General features: G+C 69.5%; 22 protein-coding genes. 10 read left to right on the top strand and 12 right to left on the bottom strand.

Annotation, left to right across the window (positions count from 1 at the left end):
* The first annotated feature begins 260 nt into the window (after window positions 1-260).
* The 4 genes from greA (at window position 261) to LC039_RS18165 (ending at window position 2,999) form a co-directional block, all read left to right on the top strand.
* On the top strand, window positions 261-731 hold the full coding sequence (gene greA, locus LC039_RS18180) for a transcription elongation factor GreA (RefSeq protein ID WP_226627116.1): 471 nt from the start codon (window positions 261-263) through the stop codon (window positions 729-731).
* Window positions 732-759: 28 nt separating this feature from the next.
* Entirely contained in the window at window positions 760-1,776 is a 1,017-nt protein-coding gene (locus tag LC039_RS18175) for a hypothetical protein (RefSeq protein WP_226627114.1), read from the top strand.
* A 204-nt stretch (window positions 1,777-1,980) separates the two neighbouring features.
* Entirely contained in the window at window positions 1,981-2,676 is a 696-nt protein-coding gene (locus LC039_RS18170) for an AzlC family ABC transporter permease (protein WP_226627113.1), read from the top strand.
* Entirely contained in the window at window positions 2,673-2,999 is a 327-nt protein-coding gene (locus LC039_RS18165; protein ID WP_226627111.1) for an AzlD domain-containing protein, read from the top strand. Before LC039_RS18170 ends, LC039_RS18165 begins: the two co-directional genes overlap by 4 nt.
* A gap of 5 nt (window positions 3,000-3,004) precedes the next feature.
* On the opposite strand, the gene LC039_RS18160 is transcribed toward LC039_RS18165, so the two are convergent.
* The 4 genes from LC039_RS18160 to LC039_RS18145 all read right to left on the bottom strand — a co-directional run bounded on the left by LC039_RS18160 (window position 3,005) and on the right by LC039_RS18145 (window position 6,697).
* The gene (locus LC039_RS18160; protein ID WP_226627109.1) at window positions 3,005-3,631 is read right to left on the bottom strand and encodes a hypothetical protein; all 627 of its coding nucleotides are present in this window, start codon (window positions 3,629-3,631) and stop codon (window positions 3,005-3,007) included.
* An 83-nt stretch (window positions 3,632-3,714) separates the two neighbouring features.
* Entirely contained in the window at window positions 3,715-3,849 is a 135-nt protein-coding gene (locus tag LC039_RS18155) for an aa3-type cytochrome c oxidase subunit IV (protein ID WP_226627108.1), read from the bottom strand.
* A 113-nt stretch (window positions 3,850-3,962) separates the two neighbouring features.
* Complete coding sequence (locus tag LC039_RS18150; protein ID WP_226627106.1) at window positions 3,963-4,997, bottom strand: MBL fold metallo-hydrolase; 1,035 nt, start codon at window positions 4,995-4,997, stop codon at window positions 3,963-3,965.
* On the bottom strand, window positions 4,997-6,697 hold the full coding sequence (locus LC039_RS18145) for an acyl-CoA dehydrogenase (RefSeq protein ID WP_226627104.1): 1,701 nt from the start codon (window positions 6,695-6,697) through the stop codon (window positions 4,997-4,999). Before LC039_RS18145 ends, LC039_RS18150 begins: the two co-directional genes overlap by 1 nt.
* Before the next feature lie 127 nt (window positions 6,698-6,824).
* Here LC039_RS18145 and LC039_RS18140 point away from each other — a divergent pair, with 127 nt between their 5' ends.
* Complete coding sequence (locus tag LC039_RS18140) at window positions 6,825-7,772, top strand: L-threonylcarbamoyladenylate synthase (RefSeq protein WP_226627103.1); 948 nt, start codon at window positions 6,825-6,827, stop codon at window positions 7,770-7,772.
* Between the two features lie 43 nt (window positions 7,773-7,815).
* On the opposite strand, the gene LC039_RS18135 is transcribed toward LC039_RS18140, so the two are convergent.
* Window positions 7,816-8,400, bottom strand: a complete 585-nt coding sequence (locus LC039_RS18135) for a YqgE/AlgH family protein (RefSeq protein WP_226627101.1) — start codon at window positions 8,398-8,400, stop codon at window positions 7,816-7,818.
* A 135-nt stretch (window positions 8,401-8,535) separates the two neighbouring features.
* On the opposite strand from LC039_RS18135, the gene LC039_RS18130 reads away from it, so the two are divergent.
* Window positions 8,536-9,336 carry a protein-disulfide reductase DsbD domain-containing protein gene (locus LC039_RS18130; protein ID WP_226627100.1) on the top strand — a complete coding sequence of 267 codons (801 nt, stop codon included), beginning with the start codon at window positions 8,536-8,538 and terminating at the stop codon, window positions 9,334-9,336.
* A 240-nt stretch (window positions 9,337-9,576) separates the two neighbouring features.
* On the opposite strand, the gene LC039_RS18125 is transcribed toward LC039_RS18130, so the two are convergent.
* The 6 genes from LC039_RS18125 to LC039_RS18100 form a co-directional block, all read right to left on the bottom strand.
* Complete coding sequence (locus tag LC039_RS18125; RefSeq protein WP_226627098.1) at window positions 9,577-12,966, bottom strand: efflux RND transporter permease subunit; 3,390 nt, start codon at window positions 12,964-12,966, stop codon at window positions 9,577-9,579.
* Window positions 12,967-12,970: 4 nt separating this feature from the next.
* Complete coding sequence (locus tag LC039_RS18120) at window positions 12,971-14,446, bottom strand: efflux RND transporter periplasmic adaptor subunit (protein WP_226627096.1); 1,476 nt, start codon at window positions 14,444-14,446, stop codon at window positions 12,971-12,973.
* Window positions 14,447-14,580: 134 nt separating this feature from the next.
* On the bottom strand, window positions 14,581-15,123 hold the full coding sequence (moaB, locus tag LC039_RS18115; RefSeq protein ID WP_226627094.1) for a molybdenum cofactor biosynthesis protein B: 543 nt from the start codon (window positions 15,121-15,123) through the stop codon (window positions 14,581-14,583).
* A gap of 51 nt (window positions 15,124-15,174) precedes the next feature.
* On the bottom strand, window positions 15,175-15,693 hold the full coding sequence (locus LC039_RS18110; RefSeq protein ID WP_226627091.1) for a hypothetical protein: 519 nt from the start codon (window positions 15,691-15,693) through the stop codon (window positions 15,175-15,177).
* A gap of 68 nt (window positions 15,694-15,761) precedes the next feature.
* Entirely contained in the window at window positions 15,762-16,556 is a 795-nt protein-coding gene (locus LC039_RS18105; RefSeq protein ID WP_319003733.1) for a uracil-DNA glycosylase, read from the bottom strand.
* 97 nt (window positions 16,557-16,653) lie between these two features.
* Window positions 16,654-17,076, bottom strand: coding sequence for a Fur family transcriptional regulator (locus LC039_RS18100; protein ID WP_226627090.1), 423 nt, complete (start codon window positions 17,074-17,076; stop codon window positions 16,654-16,656).
* A gap of 179 nt (window positions 17,077-17,255) precedes the next feature.
* Between LC039_RS18100 and LC039_RS18095 the strand changes: the two genes are divergently transcribed.
* From LC039_RS18095 to LC039_RS18080, 4 genes are read left to right on the top strand one after another with little or no spacing between them, the layout of a single operon-like run.
* Window positions 17,256-18,164, top strand: a complete 909-nt coding sequence (locus LC039_RS18095; protein ID WP_226627088.1) for a metal ABC transporter substrate-binding protein — start codon at window positions 17,256-17,258, stop codon at window positions 18,162-18,164.
* A gap of 17 nt (window positions 18,165-18,181) precedes the next feature.
* On the top strand, window positions 18,182-19,054 hold the full coding sequence (locus LC039_RS18090; RefSeq protein ID WP_319003732.1) for a manganese/iron ABC transporter ATP-binding protein: 873 nt from the start codon (window positions 18,182-18,184) through the stop codon (window positions 19,052-19,054).
* Window positions 19,051-19,905: a metal ABC transporter permease gene (locus tag LC039_RS18085; protein WP_226627086.1), complete on the top strand. Its 855-nt coding sequence runs from the start codon at window positions 19,051-19,053 to the stop codon at window positions 19,903-19,905. Before LC039_RS18090 ends, LC039_RS18085 begins: the two co-directional genes overlap by 4 nt.
* On the top strand, window positions 19,902-20,735 hold the full coding sequence (locus tag LC039_RS18080; protein WP_226627084.1) for a metal ABC transporter permease: 834 nt from the start codon (window positions 19,902-19,904) through the stop codon (window positions 20,733-20,735). Before LC039_RS18085 ends, LC039_RS18080 begins: the two co-directional genes overlap by 4 nt.
* Window positions 20,736-20,750: 15 nt before the next feature.
* On the opposite strand, the gene LC039_RS18075 is transcribed toward LC039_RS18080, so the two are convergent.
* Window positions 20,751-21,794 carry an L-idonate 5-dehydrogenase gene (locus LC039_RS18075; protein ID WP_226627082.1) on the bottom strand — a complete coding sequence of 348 codons (1,044 nt, stop codon included), beginning with the start codon at window positions 21,792-21,794 and terminating at the stop codon, window positions 20,751-20,753.
* Between the last annotated feature and the right edge of the window lie 19 nt (window positions 21,795-21,813).

Genomic DNA, 21,813 nt, shown 5'->3' with positions numbered 1-21,813 from the left:
AGCGCGGCACCGCGGCACAGGTCAATCGAAACGCGGCATAAAAGGTGCCTGTCGCGACCTTCGGAAAATAATAGTGGACAGCGCATGAATCTTTCCCGGCGAAACCCTGCGCATCGCCGCGCCATGCACCGCCGGCCAAGCCCGCCCTTGCCAAAGCCCGGGACAATCCCCACTCTTGCCAGAACCGACCGCACATGGTTTTAGACGGCAAACACAAAGGGGCCGGGGACAGGCCCCCGGGACAGTTCCGGAAAGACTCTATGGAAAAGATACTGATGACCCGCGCGGGCTTCACCGCGCTCGAGACCGAATTGAAAACGCTCAAGTCCGTGGAGCGTCCGGCCATCATCAAGGCCATCGCCGAGGCGCGCGAGCATGGCGACCTCTCGGAGAACGCCGAGTACCATTCCGCCCGCGAGAAGCAGAGCTTCATCGAGGGCCGGATCAAGGAGATCGAGGGCGTCATGTCGCTGGCCGAGGTGATCGACCCGGCGAAGCTGACCGGCTCGGTGAAGTTCGGCGCCACGGTCACCGTGGTCGACGAGGACACCGACGAGGAAAAGACCTGGCAGATCGTCGGCGAGCACGAGGCCAACATCGAAAAGGGCCTGCTCAACATCAAGTCGCCCATCGCCCGCGCCCTGATCGGCAAGGAAGAGGGCGACAGCGTCGAGGTCCGCACCCCGGGCGGCGAGAAGAGCTACGAGATCCTGACGATCGCCTACAAGTAATCCCCACAGGTAAGGGTCGCGCCGCATCATGGCAGACAGCAATGACAGCCGTTCCGCGCCGCTTGGCATGTATGACCAGGGCGGCAAGCGCCGCATGACCGGGATCGAGATCGCAGCGCTGGCCGCCAGCCTGCTCTGGCTGATCCTCTCGGGCGGCTATGTCTTCGCCCTCGGTCCGGCGATCCCGGGCGGGCTCGGCTTCGTGCTGGCGGTGATGGTGGTGTTCCTGCCGGTGGCGATAATCTGGGTCGCGGCGATGACCGCCCGCGCCTCGCGCGTGATGCGCGAGGAAAGCACCCGGCTGCAGACCGCCATCGAGGCGATCCGCAAGTCCTACCTGACGCAGGCGCAGACCGGGCGCAACGATCCCTCGGCCAGCACCCTCGCCCGCAAGCTCGACGAGATCGCGGCGGCGCAGCGCAAGATCGAGACGACGCTGGCGATGCTCGGCTCGACCCGGGCGGCGCAGGCGGCGCTGGTGCAGGCGCAGGCCCCGGCGGCGGCTGCCGAGCCCGCCCCCGCCGACGACCAGCCCGCGCTCTCGCTCGGCACCCCGGCCGAGGCGCTGGAGCCGCCGCTGGCCCATGCCGACTTCATCCGCGCGCTGAACTTCCCCGACACCGCCGAGGATCTCGAGGGCTTCGCCGCCCTGCGCCGGGCGCTGAAGGACCGGCCCGCGGCGCAGCTGATCCAGGCCTCGCAAGACGTGCTGACGCTTCTCTCGCAGGACGGCATCTACATGGACGACCTGCGCCCCGACCTCGCCCGTCCCGAGGTCTGGCGCGACTTTGCCAAGGGCACCCGCGGCCGCGCCGTGGCGGCGCTCGGCGGCGTGCGCGACCGCGCCTCCCTGGCGCTGAGCTCGGGCCGGATGAAGCAGGACGCGATCTTCCGCGACGCCGCCCACCACTTCCTGCGCCTCTACGACCGCGCCTTCGTGCGCTTCGCCGAGACCGCGACCGACACCGAGATCGCCGAGCTGTCGAACACCCGCACCGCCCGCGCCTTCATGCTGCTCGGCCGCGTCGCCGGCGCCTTCGACTGATCCCGGATCGCGACCGGCAGGCTTGGCGCGACTGTCCGGCTTTCGCCTAGGCTGAAATATCCCGGGGGAGACCGCCGCAGGCGGGCGGGGGCAGCGCCCCCTCTTCCGCGCAGGTCACACGGCCCGCGCCCCCGTCACCGCCGCGATTGCATCTCCCCGCGGGCTTGGCTACGGCTTGCCCGGCAGACCGAGGAGGAGCAGCCCGTGGCAACCGAAAAATCCGACTACTGGCAAGGCTTTCAGGCCGGGCTGCCCTTCCTGCTGGTGATTGCACCCTTCGGCACGCTCTTCGGCGTGCTCGCCACCGAGGCCGGGCTGAACCTCTTCGAGACGCTCACCTTCTCGGTCGTGGTGATCGCCGGGGCGGCGCAGTTCGTCTCGCTGCAGATGCTGCAGGACCACGTGCCGGCGCTGATCGTGCTGGCCTCGGCGCTGGCGGTCAACCTGCGCATGGCGATGTATTCCGCCGCCATCACCCCGCACATGGGCGGGCTGCCCCTGTGGAAACGCGCGCTGAGCGCCTATTTTCTCGTCGACCAGACCTACGCCTCGGCGGCGCTGCACTTCGAGCAGCACCCGGAGAAGACCCTGGGCCAGAAGTTCGCCTTCTTCATGGGGACGATGACGCCGATCTGCCCGCCCTGGTATCTCTTCACCCTGATCGGCGCCTGGCTGGGCGAGGCGGTGCCGGCCGACTTCGGCCTCGACTTCGCCCTGCCCATCGCCTTTCTTGCAATGATCGCCCCGGCGCTGCGCACGGGATCGCATGTGGTGGCGGCCCTGGTCGCCACGCTCGGCACGCTGCTGCTCGCCTGGATGCCCTATAACCTCGGCGTGCTCTGCGCCGCCGCGCTTGGCATGATGGCCGGGGCCGAGACCGAACGGAGGATGGCGCAATGATCGACCGCGGGGATCTCTGGCTGGTGGTGATCGGCCTCGGGCTCGGCAGCTTCTGCCTGCGCTTTCTGTTCCTCGGGCTGGTCGGCGACCGCCCCCTGCCCGCCTGGCTGACCCGCCACCTGCGCTATACCGCCGTGGCGATGATGCCCGCTCTGGTCGCGCCGCTGGTGGTCTGGCCCGCCGCGACCGGTGGCCAGACCGACCCCGTGCGCATGATTGCCGCCGCGGTCACCCTCGGTGTCGGCCTGTTCAGCAAGAACGTGATCCTGGCGATCCTCAGCGGCGCCGCGGCGCTGGTCGCGGGCGGCTACCTGCTGGGCTGAGCCGCTCAGTTCGCCGCGCTCTCCTCGAAGGCGGCGACGGCCAGCCTCTTGTCGTCGGAATCGGCCTCGCGCAGCACCTGCTCGGTGACACCGGGCAGCTGCGCGAACTCATCCGCAAGACTGTTGGGGAACCATGTCCGGCCAATGCGCTCGAAGCCCGGCAGCTCGCCCAGCACCGACGAGGTCGCCCGGGTGCAGCGCGACTGCGACACCGGCCCGTAGGCCTCGACCGCGCGCAGCGCCTGCTCGGCCACCTCCGGCGGCACCTCGACGCTCTGGATGCGCACGCGGAACGACTCCCGCGCGTGGGCGCGGGCGTAGAAATCCGCCACCTCGGGTGTGACCCCGTAAAGCACATCGTCCACCTCGGGCACGTTGCGCGCCCGCACCGAGCCGGCCGGGTCGAAGACCACCCGCTGCGACGGCGCGCTGATCATCAGGCTCGAATGCGCCCCGGCGTTCGAGGTGTTGTTGATCATCGTGTAGAGCGTCAGCTTCGTCGGACCGCCATCGACGTAGCGGGCAGCGGCGACCTCTTCGGGCGTGGCATTGGGGTATTGATTGGACGGCGTCGTGCATCCCGCCAGCGCAAGCGCGGCGAGAGCGGCCAGAACCGTGGCGCGATGAAACATGAAAGCCGACCCTTCACTGGTCAGCGGGCGGCTCCTCCGCCGCCCGGACTTGGCTGGAATTCCCCTCCCGCGATCCCGGGGGATCAGGAGTTGAAGATCGCCAGGAACAGCAGCACCGCGATGATCACGTAGACCGTGCGGATGACCCACTTGATGAAGCCGTGAAAGGTCGCTTCCTGCGCGGTGATATCCATGCTGCCGGGCTTGTAGTCTGCCATGTGTCCGTCCATCCCTCGGGCGTTTCTTCTCCGACCAGAGGCTTAGCGGATTCTCACCCAGCTGTCACCTGTCTTGAGCCAGTCCCGACCCCGTACCGCAGCCGCGTCGGAGATCAGCTTCGTGCCGCCTGCCACAGCCACGCGCCGTCCTCGCCGAGGCTCCGCGTTGCGCGCCCCTCGAGGTAGAGGCGCTGACAATGTGCCATGGCCTCGACCAGCGCGAGCCCGTATTCCGCATCGCCGATCGTGCGCTTGAACAGCGGCGCAAAGCAATCTCCGGCGCTCTTCGGCGTATCGAGGTGCGCCTCGAGCCGCTCCAGCGCGCCGTGGTGGTTGTCGATCAGCTGGCGCATGCGGAACGGCAGACCGGAGAACGGCAGCTTGTGCCCGCCGAGCACGAAGTGGTCGTCGCGCGCCATGGTCCCGAGCCGCTCGCAGGCCTCGAGCCAGTCGCCCACCGGGTCGGCCTCTGGCTCGGTGGCATAGACGCCGAGGTTGGAGCTGATGGTCGAGAGGATCTGGTCCCCCGCCAGCACCAGCGCGTCGTCCTTCGACCAGAAGGTCGCATGCTCGGGCGCATGGCCGTTGCCCATGTGTACCTCCCAGTCGCGCCCGCCCATGCGCAGCACGTCGCCCTGCTGCAGCCGGGTGAAGCCGAGCGGCATCGGCCAGACGCAATCGGCGAAGTTGAAGGGCCGTTCGGTGCGCCGCCGTTCCAGCACGCGCGACGCCATGCCGCAGCGCTGCCAATAGGTCACCTGTTCCGGCGGCGGCGCCTCCTGCGCATCGAGCTGCAGCATGCGCGCAAACAGCCAGGCCGTCCGCGTGGTCAGCAGCTCCGCCCCCTGCTGCTGGAACCAGCCCGCGAGGCCGACGTGATCCGGGTGGTGATGGGTCACCACCACCCGCCGCACCGGCTTGCCCTTGAGCGGCCCTTCCAGCAACTGTTCCCAGACCCGCAGCGCCCGCGGCGTGTGCATGCCCGTGTCGATCAGCGTCCAGCCGTCGCCGTCGTCCAGCGCGTAGACGTTGACGTGATCGAGCTTCATCGGCAGCGGCAGGCGCATCCAGAGCACCCCCTCGGCAACTTCCAGGGCCTCGCCCCAGGCGGGCGGCGTGTCGAACGGGTAGTGCAGGGCAGGCTTCATCAGGCGGCAAGGTCCTCGGCGGTGATGGCCATCAGCTCGGCGTCCCCCCGCGCGACATGGGCCAGCAGGCCGGCGTGTTCGGGCAGGAGCCGCGTGATGTAGAAATGCGCGAGACGCGCATGGGCTCCCGCGGGGTCTGCCACGGCAGCGCGCAGATGGAAATGCCCCCCGAGCACGCGGGCAAAGGCGCGCAGGTAGGGCACCGCCACGCCGAAGCGCTCCGGCATCGGGCGCGCCACCAGCGCCTCGGTCGCCTCGCGCAGGCTCTCGGCGGCCTCCCAGACCGCACCGGCAAGCTCGGGAACGGTCGCCTTGGCGGCCTCGGCCTGCGCCTCGATCTCGTCGAGCAGCCGCGCCGCCGCCTCGCCACCGTCCATCAGCTTGCGCCCGACTAGGTCCATCGCCTGGATGCCGTTGGTGCCTTCGTAGATCGCCGTCACCCGCACGTCGCGGTAGAATTGCGCGGCGCCGCTCTCCTCGATGTAGCCCATGCCGCCGTAGACCTGCACGCCCGCCTCGGCCGCCGCGCAGCCGACATCGGTGCCGAAGGCCTTGGCGATCGGCGTCAGGAAGGCGGCGCGGGCAATCCAGTCGGCCTCGCCGGCGGCGCGGCCCATGTCGATGGCCACGGCGCAGGCCAGCGCGATCGACCGGGCCGCGAGGATGTCCGCCTTCATCCCCGCCAGCATCCGCCGCACGTCGGCATGGCCGACGATGGTGCCATCCGGCGAGCGCCCCTGCTTGCGCTCCATCGCGTATTCAAGCGCGTGCTGGTAGGCGCCCTCGGCCGCGCCGATGCCCTGCCCGCCGACGCCGAGCCGGGCATTGTTCATCATGGTGAACATGGCGCGCATGCCGCCGCCTTCCTCGCCGATCAGCCAGCCCGTGGCCCCTTCGAAGCTCATCACGCAGGTCGGCGAGCCGTGCAGCCCCATCTTGTGCTCGAGGCTGACCACCTTGAGGCCGTTCGCCACCCCCGGCGCGCCCTCGGCGTCGGGAATGTACTTGGGCACGAGGAAGAGGCTGATCCCCTTCGTCCCGGCGGGCGCATCGGGCAGCCGGGCCAGCACGAGGTGGCAGACGTTGCCGACGAAATCGCAATCGCCCCACGAGATGAAGATCTTCTGCCCGGTCACCGCATAGGTGCCGTCGCCGTTCGGCGCCGCCTTGCTGGTCAGCGCCCCTACGTCCGAGCCCGCCTGCGGCTCGGTCAGGTTCATCGTGCCCGACCATTCGCCGGAGATCAGCTTGGGCAGGTAGAGCGCCTTGATCTCCTCGCTGGCATGATGCTCCAGCGCCTCGATCTGGCCCTGCGTCAGCAGCGGGTTCAATTGCAGCGCGAGGCAGGCCCCGGCCATCATCTCGTTGACCGCCGTGCCCACCGCCACCGGCAGGCCCATGCCGCCGAATTCCGGCGGCGCCGAGACCGACACCCAGCCCCCTTCGGCCAGCGCGGCATAACCCTCGGCGAAGCCCGGCGAGCTGCGCAGCACACCGTTCTCCAGCTTCGCCCCCTGCAGGTCACCGGCGCGGTTGAGCGGCGCCATGACCTCGTCGCAGATCCGCCCCGCCTCGCCCAGGACCGCCTGCACCATGTCGGGGCTCGCCTCGGCAAACCGCTCCGTCGCGCTGACCGCATCGAAGCCGACCACCTCCTCGAGCAGGAAGGTCATTTCAGCGACAGGCGCGCGATAGGGCATGGCAGGTCCTCCGATCCCGGTTGGCAAGGCGGGTCCCCTCGGGTAGGGAGGATCCCACGATTTGTGAGCGACCCTAAGACCATGGCTCGCCCCCGACCAAACGGAACGCAGCGTCACGGATAGCCCGATGCCCGACACCTCGACCCAGCGCCTGACCGCCGATGCGGCGGGGATCGCCCGCGCCGCCGAGCTGCTGCGCGACGGCAAGCTCGTCGCCTTCCCGACCGAGACGGTCTACGGCCTCGGCGCGGATGCCCGCGACGATGCGGCGGTGGCCGCGATCTACGAGGCCAAGGGCCGTCCCAGCTTCAACCCGCTGATCGTGCATGTGCCCAGCATCGAGCACGCCAAGGAACTCGTGCAGTGGTCCGGCACCGCCGACAATATCGCGCAGGCCTTCTGGCCCGGCCCGCTGACGCTGGTGCTGCCGCTGCGCGACGATGCCGGCATCTCGGATCGCGTCACCGCCGGGCTCAGCACGCTGGCCGTGCGGCTGCCCGCCGCGCCGCTGGCGCGCGACCTGCTCACCGCGTTCGGCGGCCCGCTCGCCGGCCCCTCGGCCAACCGCTCCGGGCGGATCAGCCCGACCACCGCCGACCACGTGCTCAGCAGCCTCGACGGGCGCATCGCCGCGGTGCTCGACGGCGGCCCCTGCCCGGTCGGCCTCGAAAGCACCATTCTCGGCCTCGCCGGCCGCCCCACCCTGCTGCGCCCCGGCGGGATCAGCGCCGAGCAACTCTCGGACGCGCTCGGCCACCCGGTGATGCGCCGTCAGGAGCGCGAGCAGATCTCCGCCCCCGGCCAGACCGCCTCGCATTACGCGCCGCGGGCGCGGATGCGCCTCAACGCCGCCGAATGGCGCGAGGGCGAGGCCCGGCTCGGCTTCGGGGATATCGAGTGCGACCTGAACCTCTCGACCGAGGGCGATCTCGACGAGGCGGCCTCCAACCTCTTTGCACATCTGCACGCGCTCGATGCGCAGGGCGCCGAGGTGATCGCCGTCGCGCCGATCCCGCATGTCGGCGCGGGCGTGGCCATCAACGACCGGCTCAGCCGCGCCGCCGCCCCGCGCTGAAGCGCGGCATTTTACATTGGAGGTGCGGCATCGACCGCGCCGTTCAGGCGCGTCCGCCCTCGCCCGAGAGCGCCAGCGCCGCGATGCCGAGGCTGTCGAGCGCGGCCCCCCACTTGGAATCGTCCGGCGTGCCGAAAACCAGTTCGCGGCTCGCGGGACAGACGAGCCAGGCGTTCTCGGCCAGCTCGCCCTCGAGCTGCCCCGGCCCCCAGCCGGCATAGCCGAGCATGGCGATCCAGTCGTCCGGCCCGTCGCCGCGCGCGATATGTTCGAGCACGTCGAGCGTGCCGGTCATGGAAAACCCGTCGTCGACCTGCAGCGTGGTCAGCTCCGAGCGGTAATCCGCGCTGTGTAGCACGAATCCCCGGCCCATCTCGACCGGGCCGCCGAAGTGCACCGGCTCGTGCCCCGATCCGGGTTCCGCGTCGATTCCAAGCTGTTCGAACAGCCCTTCCAGCGTCACGTCCGAGGACGGCTTGTTGAGGATCAACCCCATCGCTCCCTCGTCGGAATGGGCGCAGAGGTAGATCACCGCGTGTTCGAAACGTTCGTCGCCCATGCCGGGCATGGCGATCAGCACGGAGCCGGTGAGGTCGGTGGCGCCGGAGGCGATCTGGGCGTGCGTCATGAGGACCTTTCTGCAATCTGCCTCCCGAGTGTGACCTTCCGGAACTGAGGGTGCAAGCACACAAGCGGGTTGAAACACCGCGCTCTCGCTGCAATGTGACTTGGCAGGAGCGTGGGGAGGCGCCATTTGAAAGTCATGATCCGCAAAGCCATCCGTGTCCTGACCTGCCTGTGCGCCCTCGGAGTGCCCGTTCTGACCTCCGGGACGGCCCGTGCCGAAGAGCCTGTCACCGCCGAGCTGCGCCCCGGGTGGCGCCTGCCGGGCGGCGATCACATGGCGGCGCTGCACCTGCGCCTCGCACCGGGATGGAAGACCTACTGGCGCGCGCCCGGCGAGGCCGGCATTCCGCCGGTCTTCGACTGGAGTGGCTCCTCGAACGTGGCGCGGGTCACGGCGCTCTGGCCGACGCCGCATATCTTCCGCCAATCCGGCGCGCGCTCGGTCGGTTACAAGGACGAGCTGGTGCTGCCGCTGCGCATCGCGGGCAGCGGCGGACCGGTGACCCTCAAGGCGAACATGATGATCGGCGTGTGCAGCGACATCTGCGTGCCGCAGACCCTGCATGTGACCGCCGTCCTGCCCGACAGCACCAGCGTCGATCCGATGATCGCCGCGGCGCTGGCCGAGGCGCCCTTCACCGCCAAGGAGGCCCGGGTGAGCGCGGTGCGCTGCTCGGTCAGCCCCACCAAGGGCGGCATCAAGCTGCGCGCCGAGATCGACATGCCGGCGATCACCGGCTCCGAGGAAACCGTGGTCGAGGCCGGCCAGCCCGAGCTCTGGGCCTCCGAACCCAAGACCCGGCGCACCGGCGGCACGCTGGTCAGCGAGACCAAGCTGATGCACATGGAGGGCAAGCCCTTCGCCCTCGACCGCTCGAAGCTGCGCTTCACCGTGCTGGGCGACAGCCAGGCGGTCGACATCCAGGGCTGCGGCTGAAGCCTCCGCCGGAAGTCGGACTCGCGCCTAGCCGCCGGATCGCATTCCGACGATCTTACGATCTTGGCCCGCGAAGTCTTCTCACAGATCGCCATGAGCCTCGGGATATGTCCACCGGACGGCGCCTGACCGCATGACCCTTCGGCGCGATGCTTGTTTGATGCGTTCTTGACGAGGCCCCCGCCAGCACGGGCGACAGCGCCTCCGGCAGAGGGGTTCCGACCCCGATCGGGGCCGCGATCAGGCCCCTGCCCGCCCCCGGCGCAGCGCCAGTCCCAGCACCGCCAACCAGACCAGCCCCAGCAGCAGCGCCACGCCTCCGACGAAGAGCACGAACCCGGCCACCGGCCCCGGCAGTCCCGCCAGCGCGGGCAGTTGCAGCGCCTCGGGCAGCGCGCCGCGGACCAGCAGGCTGCCCATCGTCGCGGCGAGCCAGCCCAGCACCAGCGCCCCGAGCCCCAGCACCAGCGCCCGCACGCCGCCGTGGCGGTGCCGCGCCCCGCGGCGCACCGCCGCGATGCGCCGGGCGATGTCATGCTGCGCCGCCAGCAGCGCCGGCACCACCAGCAGCACCAGCAGCATTCCGAAGCCCAGACCGTAGACCAGGGTGATCACCGTCGGCTTGAGGAACTGCGCGTCCGAGCTGCGCTCGTAGAGCAGCGGCGCGAGACCCAGCACCGTGGTCGCCGTGGTCAGGAACACCGGCCGCAGCCGGTCCGCCGCGCCGTCGATGATCGCCTGGAATATGCCCCGGTCCGGGGCATATTCGTCGATCTGGCTGACCAGCACGATGGAGTCGTTGATGATGATCCCGGTCATGCCCAGCAGTCCCACCACGGTGAACATCGACAGGGGCACGTCCCAGAGCGCATGGCCGTAGATCGCCCCCACGAGGCCGAAGGGGATCACGGCCATGACCACCAGCGGCCGCGTCCAGCTTGCAAAGACCCAGGCCAGCACGAGGTAGATGCCCAGCAGCACCAGCACGAGGCCGGACCCGGCATCCGACAGGAAGTTCCGCTCGTCCTCGGCCATGCCCGAGATTCGGTACTCGATCTGCCGTTCGGCCGCGATGGCCGGCAGAATCTCGTCCTTCAGCGTCTGCACGATCTCGGCGGCCCGCTCGGCGTCATCCTCGGAGATGTCGCCGGTGACCGAGACCGTGTTCAGCCCGTTCTGGCGCCGCACCGAGGAAAAGCCGCTGCTGCGCTCGACCCGCACGATATCGGCAAGCTGCACGTAGGCGCCCTCGGGAGTGCGGATCTGCGTGCGCTCGAGGAAGTCGGCGGTCTGCTCGCGTTCCGGCAATTCCACCCGCACCTCGGCGCTGCGCGGGCCGACCGGGAAGGTCGCCGCCTCGATCCCGCCGATGCGGCCACGCAGGACCCGCCCCAGATCGTCCACGGTCAGCCCCAGCGCCTGTCCCTGCGGCGTCAGCTCGAGCGCCAGCTCATCCTTGTCGTAGGACAGGTTGTCCTCGACCGCCGAGACCTCGGGATAGCGCAGGACCGCGGTCTTCAGATCCTCAGCGGCGCGCTTCAGCGTCGCGGCATCGGCACCGTAGAACTGCACGTCGAGCGCATCGCCCCCGGGCCCCGAACGCCAGCCGCGGAAGCTGATCACCTCGACCATCGGCATCTGCTCGACCCGCTCCTGCAGGTCGGCGACGAACTGGAAGCTGGAATAGGGCCGGAAGTCGGGCTCGATCAGCTCGATGGAGATGGCGCCGAGCTGGTCGGGCTCCTTATTCTCGGCCTCGGCCAGCGGACGGCCCGAGTTGCCGCCGATCTCGGCGATCACATATTCGAGCGGGTTGCGGCCGTAGCGCGCCTCGTACTCGGCGCCCAGCTCCTCGGTCGCGCGCTGCATCTCGCGCAGCTGCGCCAGCGTGTCGGCGCGCGAGGCACCCGGCGCCATGGCGAAATTGCCGCTGACCGAGGGCTGCTCGGGCGAATTGAAGAAGCGCCAGACCACGTCGCCGCGGATGAAGCTCGCCGCCTGCGAGGCGAGCAGCAGCACCGCCGCCGCCAGCACCACGTAACGGGCCGCGATCACCCCGGCCATGAACGGGCGGAACAGCGTCTCGCGGACCCAGCGGAAGCCGCGGTTCACCATGCGCGAGGGCCAGTCGTACCAGTGATGCTCGGTCGACTTGGCAATGGCATGGGCCATGTGGTTGGGCAGGATCAGGAAGCACTCGACGAGGCTGGCGATCAGCACGACAATCACCGTGAAGGGAATGTCGGCGATCATCTGCCCGAAGCGCCCGCTGATCGCCGTCAGGCCGAAGAAGGCGATGATCGTGGTCAGGGTCGAGCTGAACACCGGCAGCGCCATGCGCCGCGCGGCGGTCTCGGCGGCCTCGACCGGAGACAGGCCGCGCCGCCGGTGCAGGTGATCGGCATGCTCGCCCACCACGATGGCGTCGTCGACCACGATGCCCAGCGTGATGATCAGCGCGAACAGCGAGATCATGTTCAGCGTCAGCCCCGAGACGAACATCAGCGCCAGCGCCGCCAGCATCGCCGTCGGGATGCCCGCCGCGACCCAGAGCGCGGTGCGGGCGTTGAGGAAGAGGAACAGCAGGCAGAGCACCAGACCCAGCCCCGACAGCCCGTTACGCAACAGCAGGTCGAGCCGGTTGGTGATCGCCTCCGCGCGGGTGCGGATCAGGTCGACCGTCGTGCCCTCCGGCAGCACCGACTGGAACTCCCGCGCCACCTCGGCAACGGCGGACTGGATCTTGATCGCGTCGCCATCGGCCGAACGGTCGACCCGCACCGAGATCGCCGGGTGCTCGCCCACGTAATAGGCGCGCTCGCGGTCGATGCCCGCCTCGCGCAGCAGCGCCACGTCGCCCACCGTCAACTTCGTGCCGTCGGGCTCGGAGCGCAGCACGATCGAGGCGATGTCGCGCACGGCGCGTTTCTCGACGCCGGCCCGGACACGGGCATTGGCACCGCTGACGTCCCCCGCCGGGGCGGCATCCACCTCGGCCGAGATCGCCTCGGCGATCTGCTGCATGGTGACGTCGTAGCCGAGCAGGTTGGCGGTCGGCACCTCGACGATGATCTGCGGCGCGGCGACGCCGCGGACGGTGGTGCGGGTCACCCCTTCGGCAAAGAGCCGCATGACGAACTCGTCGGCGAAACGCCCGAGCTGGTCGACGCCGACCGGCCCGGTGATCACCACGTCGGTCACCCGGTCACGCCAGCCGCCCGAGGTCACCCGCGGATCGTCGGCCTCCTCGGGCAGGTTGTCGATCGAATCCACCGCGGTCTGCACATCGTCCAGCGCCTTGGCCATATTGTAGTTGGGTTCGAACTCCAGCTCGATCCGGGCCCAAGCCTCGCGCGAGATGCTTTCGGTTGCCACCACGCCCTCGACGGCCAGGAGGGTCGGCTCGAGCAGCTGGACCATGGCATTGTCCATGTCATATGCCCCGGCGCCCTCCCAGCGCAGGGTCACGTCGATCTCGTCCTCGATCACATCAGGAAAATACTGCGCACGCATGTTGGGCACGGCCAGCAGCCCGGCGCCGAGAAGCAGCACCAGCAGCAGGTTGGCCACCGTGCGGTGGCGGGTGAAATAGCTCAGGATGCCGCTCGCGGAGCCGGGGATGTGCCGCATCGGCTCAGCCCCCCATCCGCGCTTCGAGCCGCTCGATCACCTGCGCGGGCACCATCGGCTCCGAGAGCTGCGCCAGCAGGCGCTGCTTGGCCTCGTCGGGCATTCCGGCGCTGCCCTCGATGAAGGCGACAAGCCGCGCGCGGCGCGCCTCGGTCAGCTCGAGCATGGCGGCCTCGGCCTGCACATCGGGGCCGCTCGGGCCGCTGGCGGCCTCGGTGTTCAGAGGCCGCACCTTGATCCCCGCACCGAGCAAGGGCGTGCGTTCGGACACGACTTGCCGCCCGTCGAGCCCGGCGGCACGGATGATCACCGCGTCGCCCTGGCGGCGCAGCAGCTCCACCGGCACCGCCTCGAGCCGCGCGTCGGCGCCAAGCACCAAGACGTCGCCCGCCGGACCGAGCGCCGTGGCGGGCAGCAGCGCCACCTGCTCCAGCGGCGGCTCGGCGACTGTCACGGTGACGAAATCGCCGGGCTTGAAGCCGCGCGGCGTCTCGAGTGCAGCAAAGAGCAGACGGCCGGTCTGCCCCTCGCCCACTGCCGCGCCCTCGCGGGTCAGCGTGCCCTTGCTGCTCACCGAGGCACCGTAGAAATCCAGCGTCACCGTCACCGGCAGCTCGCGCGGCCGGTCCGAGGCATTGAGCAGTTGCAGGTACTGCTGGGTAGACACGCGAAATGCCACTTCCAGCGCCTGCGGGTCCACCAGCGTCGCCAGCATCTCGTTCGCCGAGACCCGCCGGCCGGCGACCACCGAGACGTCCTCGAGCTGGGCATCGAACCCGGCGCGGATCTCCGTCTCGTCGAGCCGCCGCTGCGCCTCGTCCAGCGCGATATGCGCGCGGGTGAGCGCCGTGGTGCTCTGGTCGACCCGCGCCTCGGCCTGCGCCAGCGCCTGCCGCCGGGTGACCACCGCCTGCCGCGCCGAGGAGGCCGAGAGCTCGGCCTCTTCCACCAGCGCCGACGTGCCGACGCCGCGGGTCTGCAGGTCGGCCTGCCGCTGGTAGGCGCGCTGGCGCAGTGCCGCCTGTTCCTCTGCGGCGGCGAGCGCGTCCTTTTCCAGCTCGACCGCGCGGATCGCCTCGCGGCGCTCGGCCTCGGCATCCAGCAGGGCGCTTTGCATCCGCTCCAGCTCGGCCTGCATGTCCGCCGGATCGATGCGCGCCAGCAGCGTGCCCGCCGCGACCCGCCCGCCCTCGACGAATTCGGGCGCGAGGTCGATCAGCGTGCCGCCCACGGCGCTGCGCAGCTCGAGGCTGCGGCGGCTCTGGATCTCGCCGAAGGCGGTCATCTCCGGCGACACTGTCTCCAGCCGCACCGGCACCACGTTGACGGCGAACACCCGCTCGCGCGCCTGCGGCACCCGCGGCGCGTCGGTGATGTAGGTCTGCACCGCGTCCCGCACGAGGATACCGGCCCAGGCCAGCAGGCCGAGCGTCAGCGAAAGGAGAAAGAGCCCAACGAGGCCCCGCCGAAGAAACCGCATGTGATCGTCCCGCGAAATGGAGAGGCCGCGCCCCCCTGTCTGGCTGCACCGTCTGGCTGCACTAACTGGCCGCATTCAGCTTACGCCCGTCGCCCGGCGCAATCCAAGCCGTGACGGTTATACGCGGGATCGTATCATTTCCGCCGCTTGTGTTCCTCAAGACGCGGAAAAATCTCGACGAAGTTGCAGGGCATGTGCCGGTAGTCGAGCTGCCAGCGCAGGATCTCGTCCCATGCGTCCTTGCAGGCGCCGGTGCTGCCGGGCAGCGCAAAGAGGTAGGTGCCCCCCGCAACGCCACCCGTGGCCCGTGACTGCACCGCCGAAGTGCCGATTTTCTGCATGGAAATCATGGTGAAGACCGTGCCGAAGGCGTCGATCTCCTTCTCGTAGACATCGCGGTGCGCCTCGACGGTCACGTCGCGCCCGGTGAGACCGGTGCCGCCGGTGGAGATGATCACATCCACCTCCGGGTCGGCGATCCACCTCCGCAGCTGCTCCGAAATGGCGGCGCGGTCATCCTTCACGATTGCGCGATCCGCGAGCAGATGCCCTGCATCGGTCAATCTCTGCACCAGCGTGGCGCCCGATCGGTCCTCGTCGAGGCCGCGGGTGTCGCTCACGGTCAGCACCGCGATGCGGACGGGAATGAACTCTCGGGTTTCGTCGATGCGGCTCATGCGGACTCCATCAGCACTCGGATCACAGGGGTGTCGCAGACAGCCATAGCGTCACGGGCAGGGCTCCGCCACCGGCAGTCGCGGCACGGCGAAGATATGGGCAAAGCGCCGGGCGGCGGCATCGGTGGCGAGGCTGCGGGCGAAGCGCACCCAGTCGGCCTCGGTCTCGGGCTGCGGGCAGGTGCCGCCCTGCGCCAGCCGCGCCTTGGCCAGCGCTGCCGCCAGCGCGTCCTCGCGCTCTTCATCGGACAGCGGCGGATAGGTGTTCTCGGCGGCGAAGCGGGCGGCGCGCAGCAGCAGGCTCGCCAGCCGGTCGCGCTCGGCAATGTTCAGCAGGTCCGGGCAGAGCTGCACGGCGGCAGTGATCTCGACCAACCGCGCCAGCGCGCAGCCAGCGGGCCCATGGCCGCTCTGATCTTCTGCCTGCACCCCTGCCCCGTCGCGCCGGGTGACGATCACCGGCCCCGGCAATTCCAGGATTTCGAGTCCCGGCGCGGGGTCCTCGACCTCTGCCGCATGGTCGCGGAACAGCGCGATGAAATCCGGGCTGAAGCCATCGGCGCGGGCCATTGGGACAGGCGCGAGCAACAACACCCAAGCGGCGACCCCGGCACAGATGCGCCCGGCCCGCCCCGGCCTCACCCCAGCGCCTTCAGCTTGGCCTGCAGCTCCAGCAGGTCGGCCCAGGCCTGCCGCTTCATGGCGGGTTGGCGCAGCAGGTAGGCGGGGTGGAACATCGGCATTGCGGGACGGCCCTCGGCCTCGGCCCAGGTGCCGCGCAGACGGGTGATGCCGCGTTTGCCCAAAAGGGCATCGCAGGAGATATTGCCCATGATCACCAGCAGATCCGGGTCGGCCAGCGCGATGTGCCGGGCAAGGAAGGGCTTCATCATCGCGATCTCGTCCGGGCGAGGATCGCGGTTCTGCGGCGGCCGCCAGGGCAGCACGTTGGTGATGTAGACCGAGGAGGCGCGATCGAGGCCGATCGCCGCCAGCATCCGGTCGAGCAACTGCCCGGCGCGTCCGACGAAGGGCTTGCCCTGCAGGTCTTCCTCGCGGCCCGGCGCCTCGCCGACGATCATCACCCGCGCGCCCTCGACCCCGTCGCAGAAGACGAGGTTGCGTGCGCCGCGCTTCAGCTCGCAATGCTCGAACCCCTCCATCGCCGCACGCAGCGCCTCGAGGCTGCCAGCGCCCCGCGCGGCCTCCTGCGCAAGCTGCACCGGGTCCGGCCCGGCCGGCTCGGCCATGGGCACGGGCGCCGCGCCGCGCTCGACCTGCGGCGCGGCGGCAGGCTGCGCCCGCGCCGCCTGCTCCGCTGCTTCCAGCGCAAAACGGTCCACAGGCGCTTCGCCGATCGCCTCGTCGGCGCCCAGCTCAAGCTGCCAGTCCAGCGCCGCGCGCGCCCAATGCCAGTCGATCCCCGAATCCATATCGAGACACTACCCGAGCGCGGCGGCGGAGCAAATCTCCCCCGGAGGCATCTTTCCGAAAATGCGCGCGAAAGGCACGCCGGGCAAAAGCCCGCGCTCAGGAGCGCGGCTTCTTGCGCGCGCGGATCAACGTGTTGTGGCTGATGATCTCGTAGCCGAGCCGCTCGACCAGCTCGCGCCGGAGCCGTTCGATCTCCTCGCTCTCGATCTCGATCACCTCGCCGGTGTCCACATCGACAAGGTGGTCGTGCTCCGCCGCCGGAGTCACCTCGAAGCGCGCCGGCTCGTGCTCGAAGCTGAGCTTGCGGATCAGCCCCGCCTCCTCCAGCGCCGCCAGCGTGCGGTAGACCGTGGCAAAGGAGACCGACCCGTCGATCGCCTTGGTGCGCGCGAAGAGTTCGTCGGCATTGGGGTGGTCCTCGGACTCCATGAGCACGGACATCACGATCATGCGCTGCTGCGTCACGCGCAGCCCCGCATCGCGCAAGGCCTGGGCAAAATCGGTCGAGACCGCGGTCATGGGCAACTCCTGTTCAGGCCAGTTTGATAGCCCCGGTCCGGCAACGTGGCAACCACGCCGCGGCGGGAAGACCGGGTCCGGCAGTGCCCCGCCGACAAATGAGAACGACTCGCATCTAGCTTGACTTCTGCGAATGCCTCGCATTTACATTTATCGGAACACCCCAAGGAGGACTCCCCATGCCCGCCAGCCCCCGGCTCGTCACCGCCCTCGCCAGCCTTGGCCTGCTGATCGCCCAGCCCGCCGGTGCGGCCGACAAGATGAAGGTGGTGACCACCTTCACCGTGCTTGCGGACATGGCAGCGCAGGTGGCCGGGGAGGCTGCCGAGGTGGTCTCGGTCACCAAGCCCGGCGCGGAGATCCACGGCTACCAGCCGACCCCGCGCGACATCGTGCGGGCGCGGGGGGCGGACCTGATCCTGTGGAACGGGCTGAACCTGGAGCTCTGGTTCGAGCAGTTCCTGTCGAACCTGCGGGACGTGCCCTCGGTGACGCTGTCCGAGGGCATCGACCAGATCCCGATCGCCGCCGGCGCCTATCAGGGCAAGCCCAACCCGCACGCCTGGATGGGGCTGGAGAACGCGCTGATCTACATTGACAATATCGCCAGCGCCTTCGCCGAGCACGACCCCGGGAACGCCGCCACTTACGAAGCCAACGCCGCTGCCTACAAGGACGAGCTGCGCGCCACGCTCGAGCCGCTGCGCGCCCGCATCGCCGCCATCCCCGAGGCGCAGCGCTGGCTGGTCACCTGCGAGGGCGCCTTCAGCTATCTCGCCCGCGATTTCGGCATGAAGGAGCTCTACCTCTGGCCGATGAACGCCGACCAGATGGGCACGCCGCAGCAGGTGCGCGCGGTGATCGACGGGGTCACCGGCAACGACATCCCCGTGGTGTTCTGCGAAAGCACCGTCAGCACCCGCCCCGCCGAGCAGGTGGCGCGCGAGACCGGCGCCGCCTACGGCGGCGTGCTCTATGTCGACAGCCTGTCGGAGCCGGGCGGGCCGGTGCCGAGCTACCTCGACCTGCTAGGCGTCACCGCGCGCACCATCGCCGAGGGGCTCGAGGCGGGCTTCGCCGCGCAATGACCGGGACGGAGGCCACCATGAAAGACACCGGCACCATGGACGGCATCCGCGTAGAGGACGTCACCGTCACCTACCGCAACGGCCACACCGCCCTGCGCCGCGCCAGCTTCGAGATCCCGCGCGGCACGATCACCGCGCTCGTGGGGGTCAACGGCGCGGGCAAGTCGACGCTGTTCAAGGCGATCATGGGCTTCGTGCCCGTGGCGCAGGGCAATATCACCCTGCTCGGCCAATCGGTGAAGGCGGCGCTGAAGCGCAACCTCGCGGCCTACGTGCCGCAGTCGGAAGAGGTCGACTGGTCCTTCCCGGTGCTGGTCGAGGACGTGGTGATGATGGGCCGCTACGGACACATGGGCTTCCTGCGGCGCCCCGGCAAGGCCGACCATGTGGCGGTCGAGGCGGCGTTGGCACGAGTCAACATGAGCGAATTCCGCCACCGCCAGATCGGCGAGCTGTCCGGCGGGCAGAAGAAGCGCGTCTTCCTCGCCCGCGCGCTGGCGCAGGAGGGCCAGGTGATCCTGCTCGACGAGCCCTTCACCGGTGTCGACGTAAAGACCGAGGAGCAGATCATCGCGCTGTTGCGCGAGTTGAAGGCCGAGGGCCGGGTCATGCTGGTCTCGACCCACAACCTCGGCACGGTGCCGGAGTTCTGCGACCGCACGGTGCTGGTCAAGGGCACGGTGCTCGCCTACGGCCCGACCGAAACCACCTTCACCCGCGCCGCGCTGGAGGAGGCCTTCGGCGGGGTGCTGCGTCATTTCACCATCGAGGGCGCCGACCTGCACGACGATGCAGACCCCCGCCGCGTCTCGATCCTCACCGACGACGAGCGCCCGCTGGTGCGCTACGGCGGCGAAATGCGCCGCGCGGCGAAGGAGCGCGAGGAATGAGCCTGCTCGAGCCTTTCACCTACGGCTACATGACCAACGCCATGTGGGTCTCGGCGCTGGTGGGCGCGGTCTGCGCCTTCCTGTCGAGCTACCTGATGCTCAAGGGCTGGTCGCTGATCGGCGACGCGCTCTCGCATTCGGTGGTACCGGGCGTCGCCGGGGCCTACATGCTCGGCCTGCCCTTCGCGCTCGGCGCCTTCCTGTCGGGCGGGCTGGCGGCAGCGGCGATGCTGCTGCTCTCGGACCGATCGGGGCTGAAGAGCGACGTGATCATCGGCCTCATCTTCACCTCCTTCTTCGGGCTCGGGCTGTTCATGGCCTCGGTGAACCCGATGGCGGTGTCGATCCAGACCATCACCATGGGCAATATCCTCGCCATCACCCCCGCCGATACGCTGCAGTTGGCGATCATCGGGCTGGTCTCGCTGGCGGTGCTTCTGGCGAAGTGGAAGGACCTCATGGTCGTCTTCTTCGACGAGGGCCACGCCCGCTCCATCGGGCTGCGGCCGGGGTTGCTGAAGGCGCTCTTCTTCACGCTGCTCTCGGCCTGCGTGGTGGCGGCGATGCAGACCGTGGGGGCCTTCTTGGTGATCGCCATGGTCGTCACCCCCGGCGCCACCGCCTACCTGCTCTGCGACCGCTTCCCGCGGCTCATCGCGACCTCGGTGGCGATCGGCACGGTGACCAGTTTCGCCGGCGCCTACCTGAGCTACTTCCTCGACGGCGCCACCGGCGGGATCATCGTGCTGCTGCAGACGGCGATCTTCCTGCTGGCCTTCACCTTCGCGCCGAAACACGGCCGTCTCGCCGCCCGCCGCAAGGCGAAGGCCGCACTGGAGGAGGCAGCATGATCGAGACCCTCACCCTGCCCTTCCAGTTCCCCTTCATGCAGAACGCCTTTCTGATCTGCGCCATCGTCGCCATCCCCACCGCGCTCCTGTCGTGTTTCCTGGTGCTGAAGGGCTGGGCGCTGATGGGTGACGCGATCAGCCACGCGATCCTGCCGGGGGTCGTGCTGGCCTACATCCTGAACCTGCCGCTGATCCTCGGCGCCTTTGGCGCCGGCATGGTCACCGCGCTCGCCACCGGCTTTCTTGCGGGCAACAGCCGGGTGAAGCAGGACACGGTGATGGGCGTGGTCTTCTCGGGCATGTTCGCGCTCGGCATCGTGCTCTACACGCAGATCCACACCAACGTGCACCTCGATCACATCCTCTTCGGCAACATGCTCGGCGTCGGCGCGGACGACCTCTGGACCGCCGGGCTGATCTCGCTGGCGGTGGCCGGGGCGCTGCTGCTCAAATGGAAGGACCTGCTCCTGCACGCCTTCGATCCGGCGCAGGCAAGGGCCAGCGGGCTGCCAGTGGGGCTGCTGCACTACGGGCTGCTGACGCTGATCTCGCTGACCATCGTGGCAACGCTGAGCGCCACCGGGCTGATCCTCGCCGTCGGCCTGCTGATCGCGCCGGGCGCCATCGGCTTCCTGATCGCGCGCAGCTTCGGGAAGATGATGGTCGCGGCCTGCGCCGCCTGCCTCTTCGCCATGCTGGCGGGCACCTACCTGAGCTTCTTCCTCGACAGCGCGCCCGCGCCGACGATCATCCTGATCCTGACCGCGATCTTCCTCGCGGCGCTGGTCCGGCGCGGAATCCTCACCCGCCGGGCCTCTGCACAGGTCTGATCAGGGCTCGTCTGTTCAGGGTTCGGGAAAGGCGATCTGCACCTTCATGGCGCGGGTCTTGTCGGCGGCCAACTCGAAAGCGTCCTGCGCCTGGGCCACCGGCAGCACGCCGGTGAGCAAGGGCTTCACGTCGAGCCGCCCGCTGTCGATCAGCCGCGCCGCCGTGGCGAACTCGGGATCGAAGCGGAAGCTGCCCATGAGCCGCAACTCCTTGGCGACGATGACGGTCATCGGCAGCGGCGTTTCCGGGCCGAGGCCGACGGTCACCATCTTGCCGCGCGGCCGCAGGATCGCGCATCCCGCGGCGACCGCCGCCGGGGCGCCCGAGCATTCGAAGAGCACATCGACCTGCCCCTTGCCCGCCTGCAGCGGCTCGAGCGCGGCCTCCTGTTCGGCGAGGTTGAGGGTCCGGTCCGCGCCCATGGTCTTCGCCACCTCCAGCGCCGAGGCGGAGATATCTGTCGCCACGATCTCCTCTGCCCCGGCGAGCTTCGCCGCCGCGATGGTCAGGCAGCCGATCGGGCCGCAGCCCGAGACCGCCACGCGCTTGCCGATCAAGCTGCCCGCCTGGCTCACCGCGTGCAGGCAGACCGCCAGCGGCTCGGACATGGCGGTGAGCGCGAGATCGGCCTTGTGCGACAGCCGCACCGCCTGCCGGGCGGGCAGCGTCAGTTGCGCCCGGAAGAAGCCCTGCTCGTGCGGGAAACGCATGGCGGACCCGGCAAACCGCATGTCGAGGCAATGGTTGGCCATGCCGCGCAGGCAGTATTCGCATTCATTGCAGGGGCGCGAGGGGTTGATCGCCACCCGGTCGCCCTCCGAAAGCCCGCTGACCCCGGCGCCGACGTCGGTGACGATGCCCGAGACCTCGTGCCCCAGCGCCATCGGCTCGCGGATGCGGATCGCCCCGAAGCCGCCGTGCAGGTAGTAATGCAGGTCCGAGCCGCAGATGCCACCGTGGCTGACGGCGATGCGCAGCTCACCCGGACCGGGCGCCGGGGCGCCCTGCATGGTGTCCAGACGCAGATCCTTCGGGGCGTGGATGACGACGGCTTCCATCAGCGGCGGCCCGTGCGGG

Source organism: Alloyangia pacifica (assembly GCF_020524285.1).
Taxonomy (GTDB): Bacteria; Pseudomonadota; Alphaproteobacteria; order Rhodobacterales; family Rhodobacteraceae; genus Salipiger; species Salipiger pacificus_B.
This window is presented reverse-complemented; position numbering and strand designations above follow the sequence as displayed.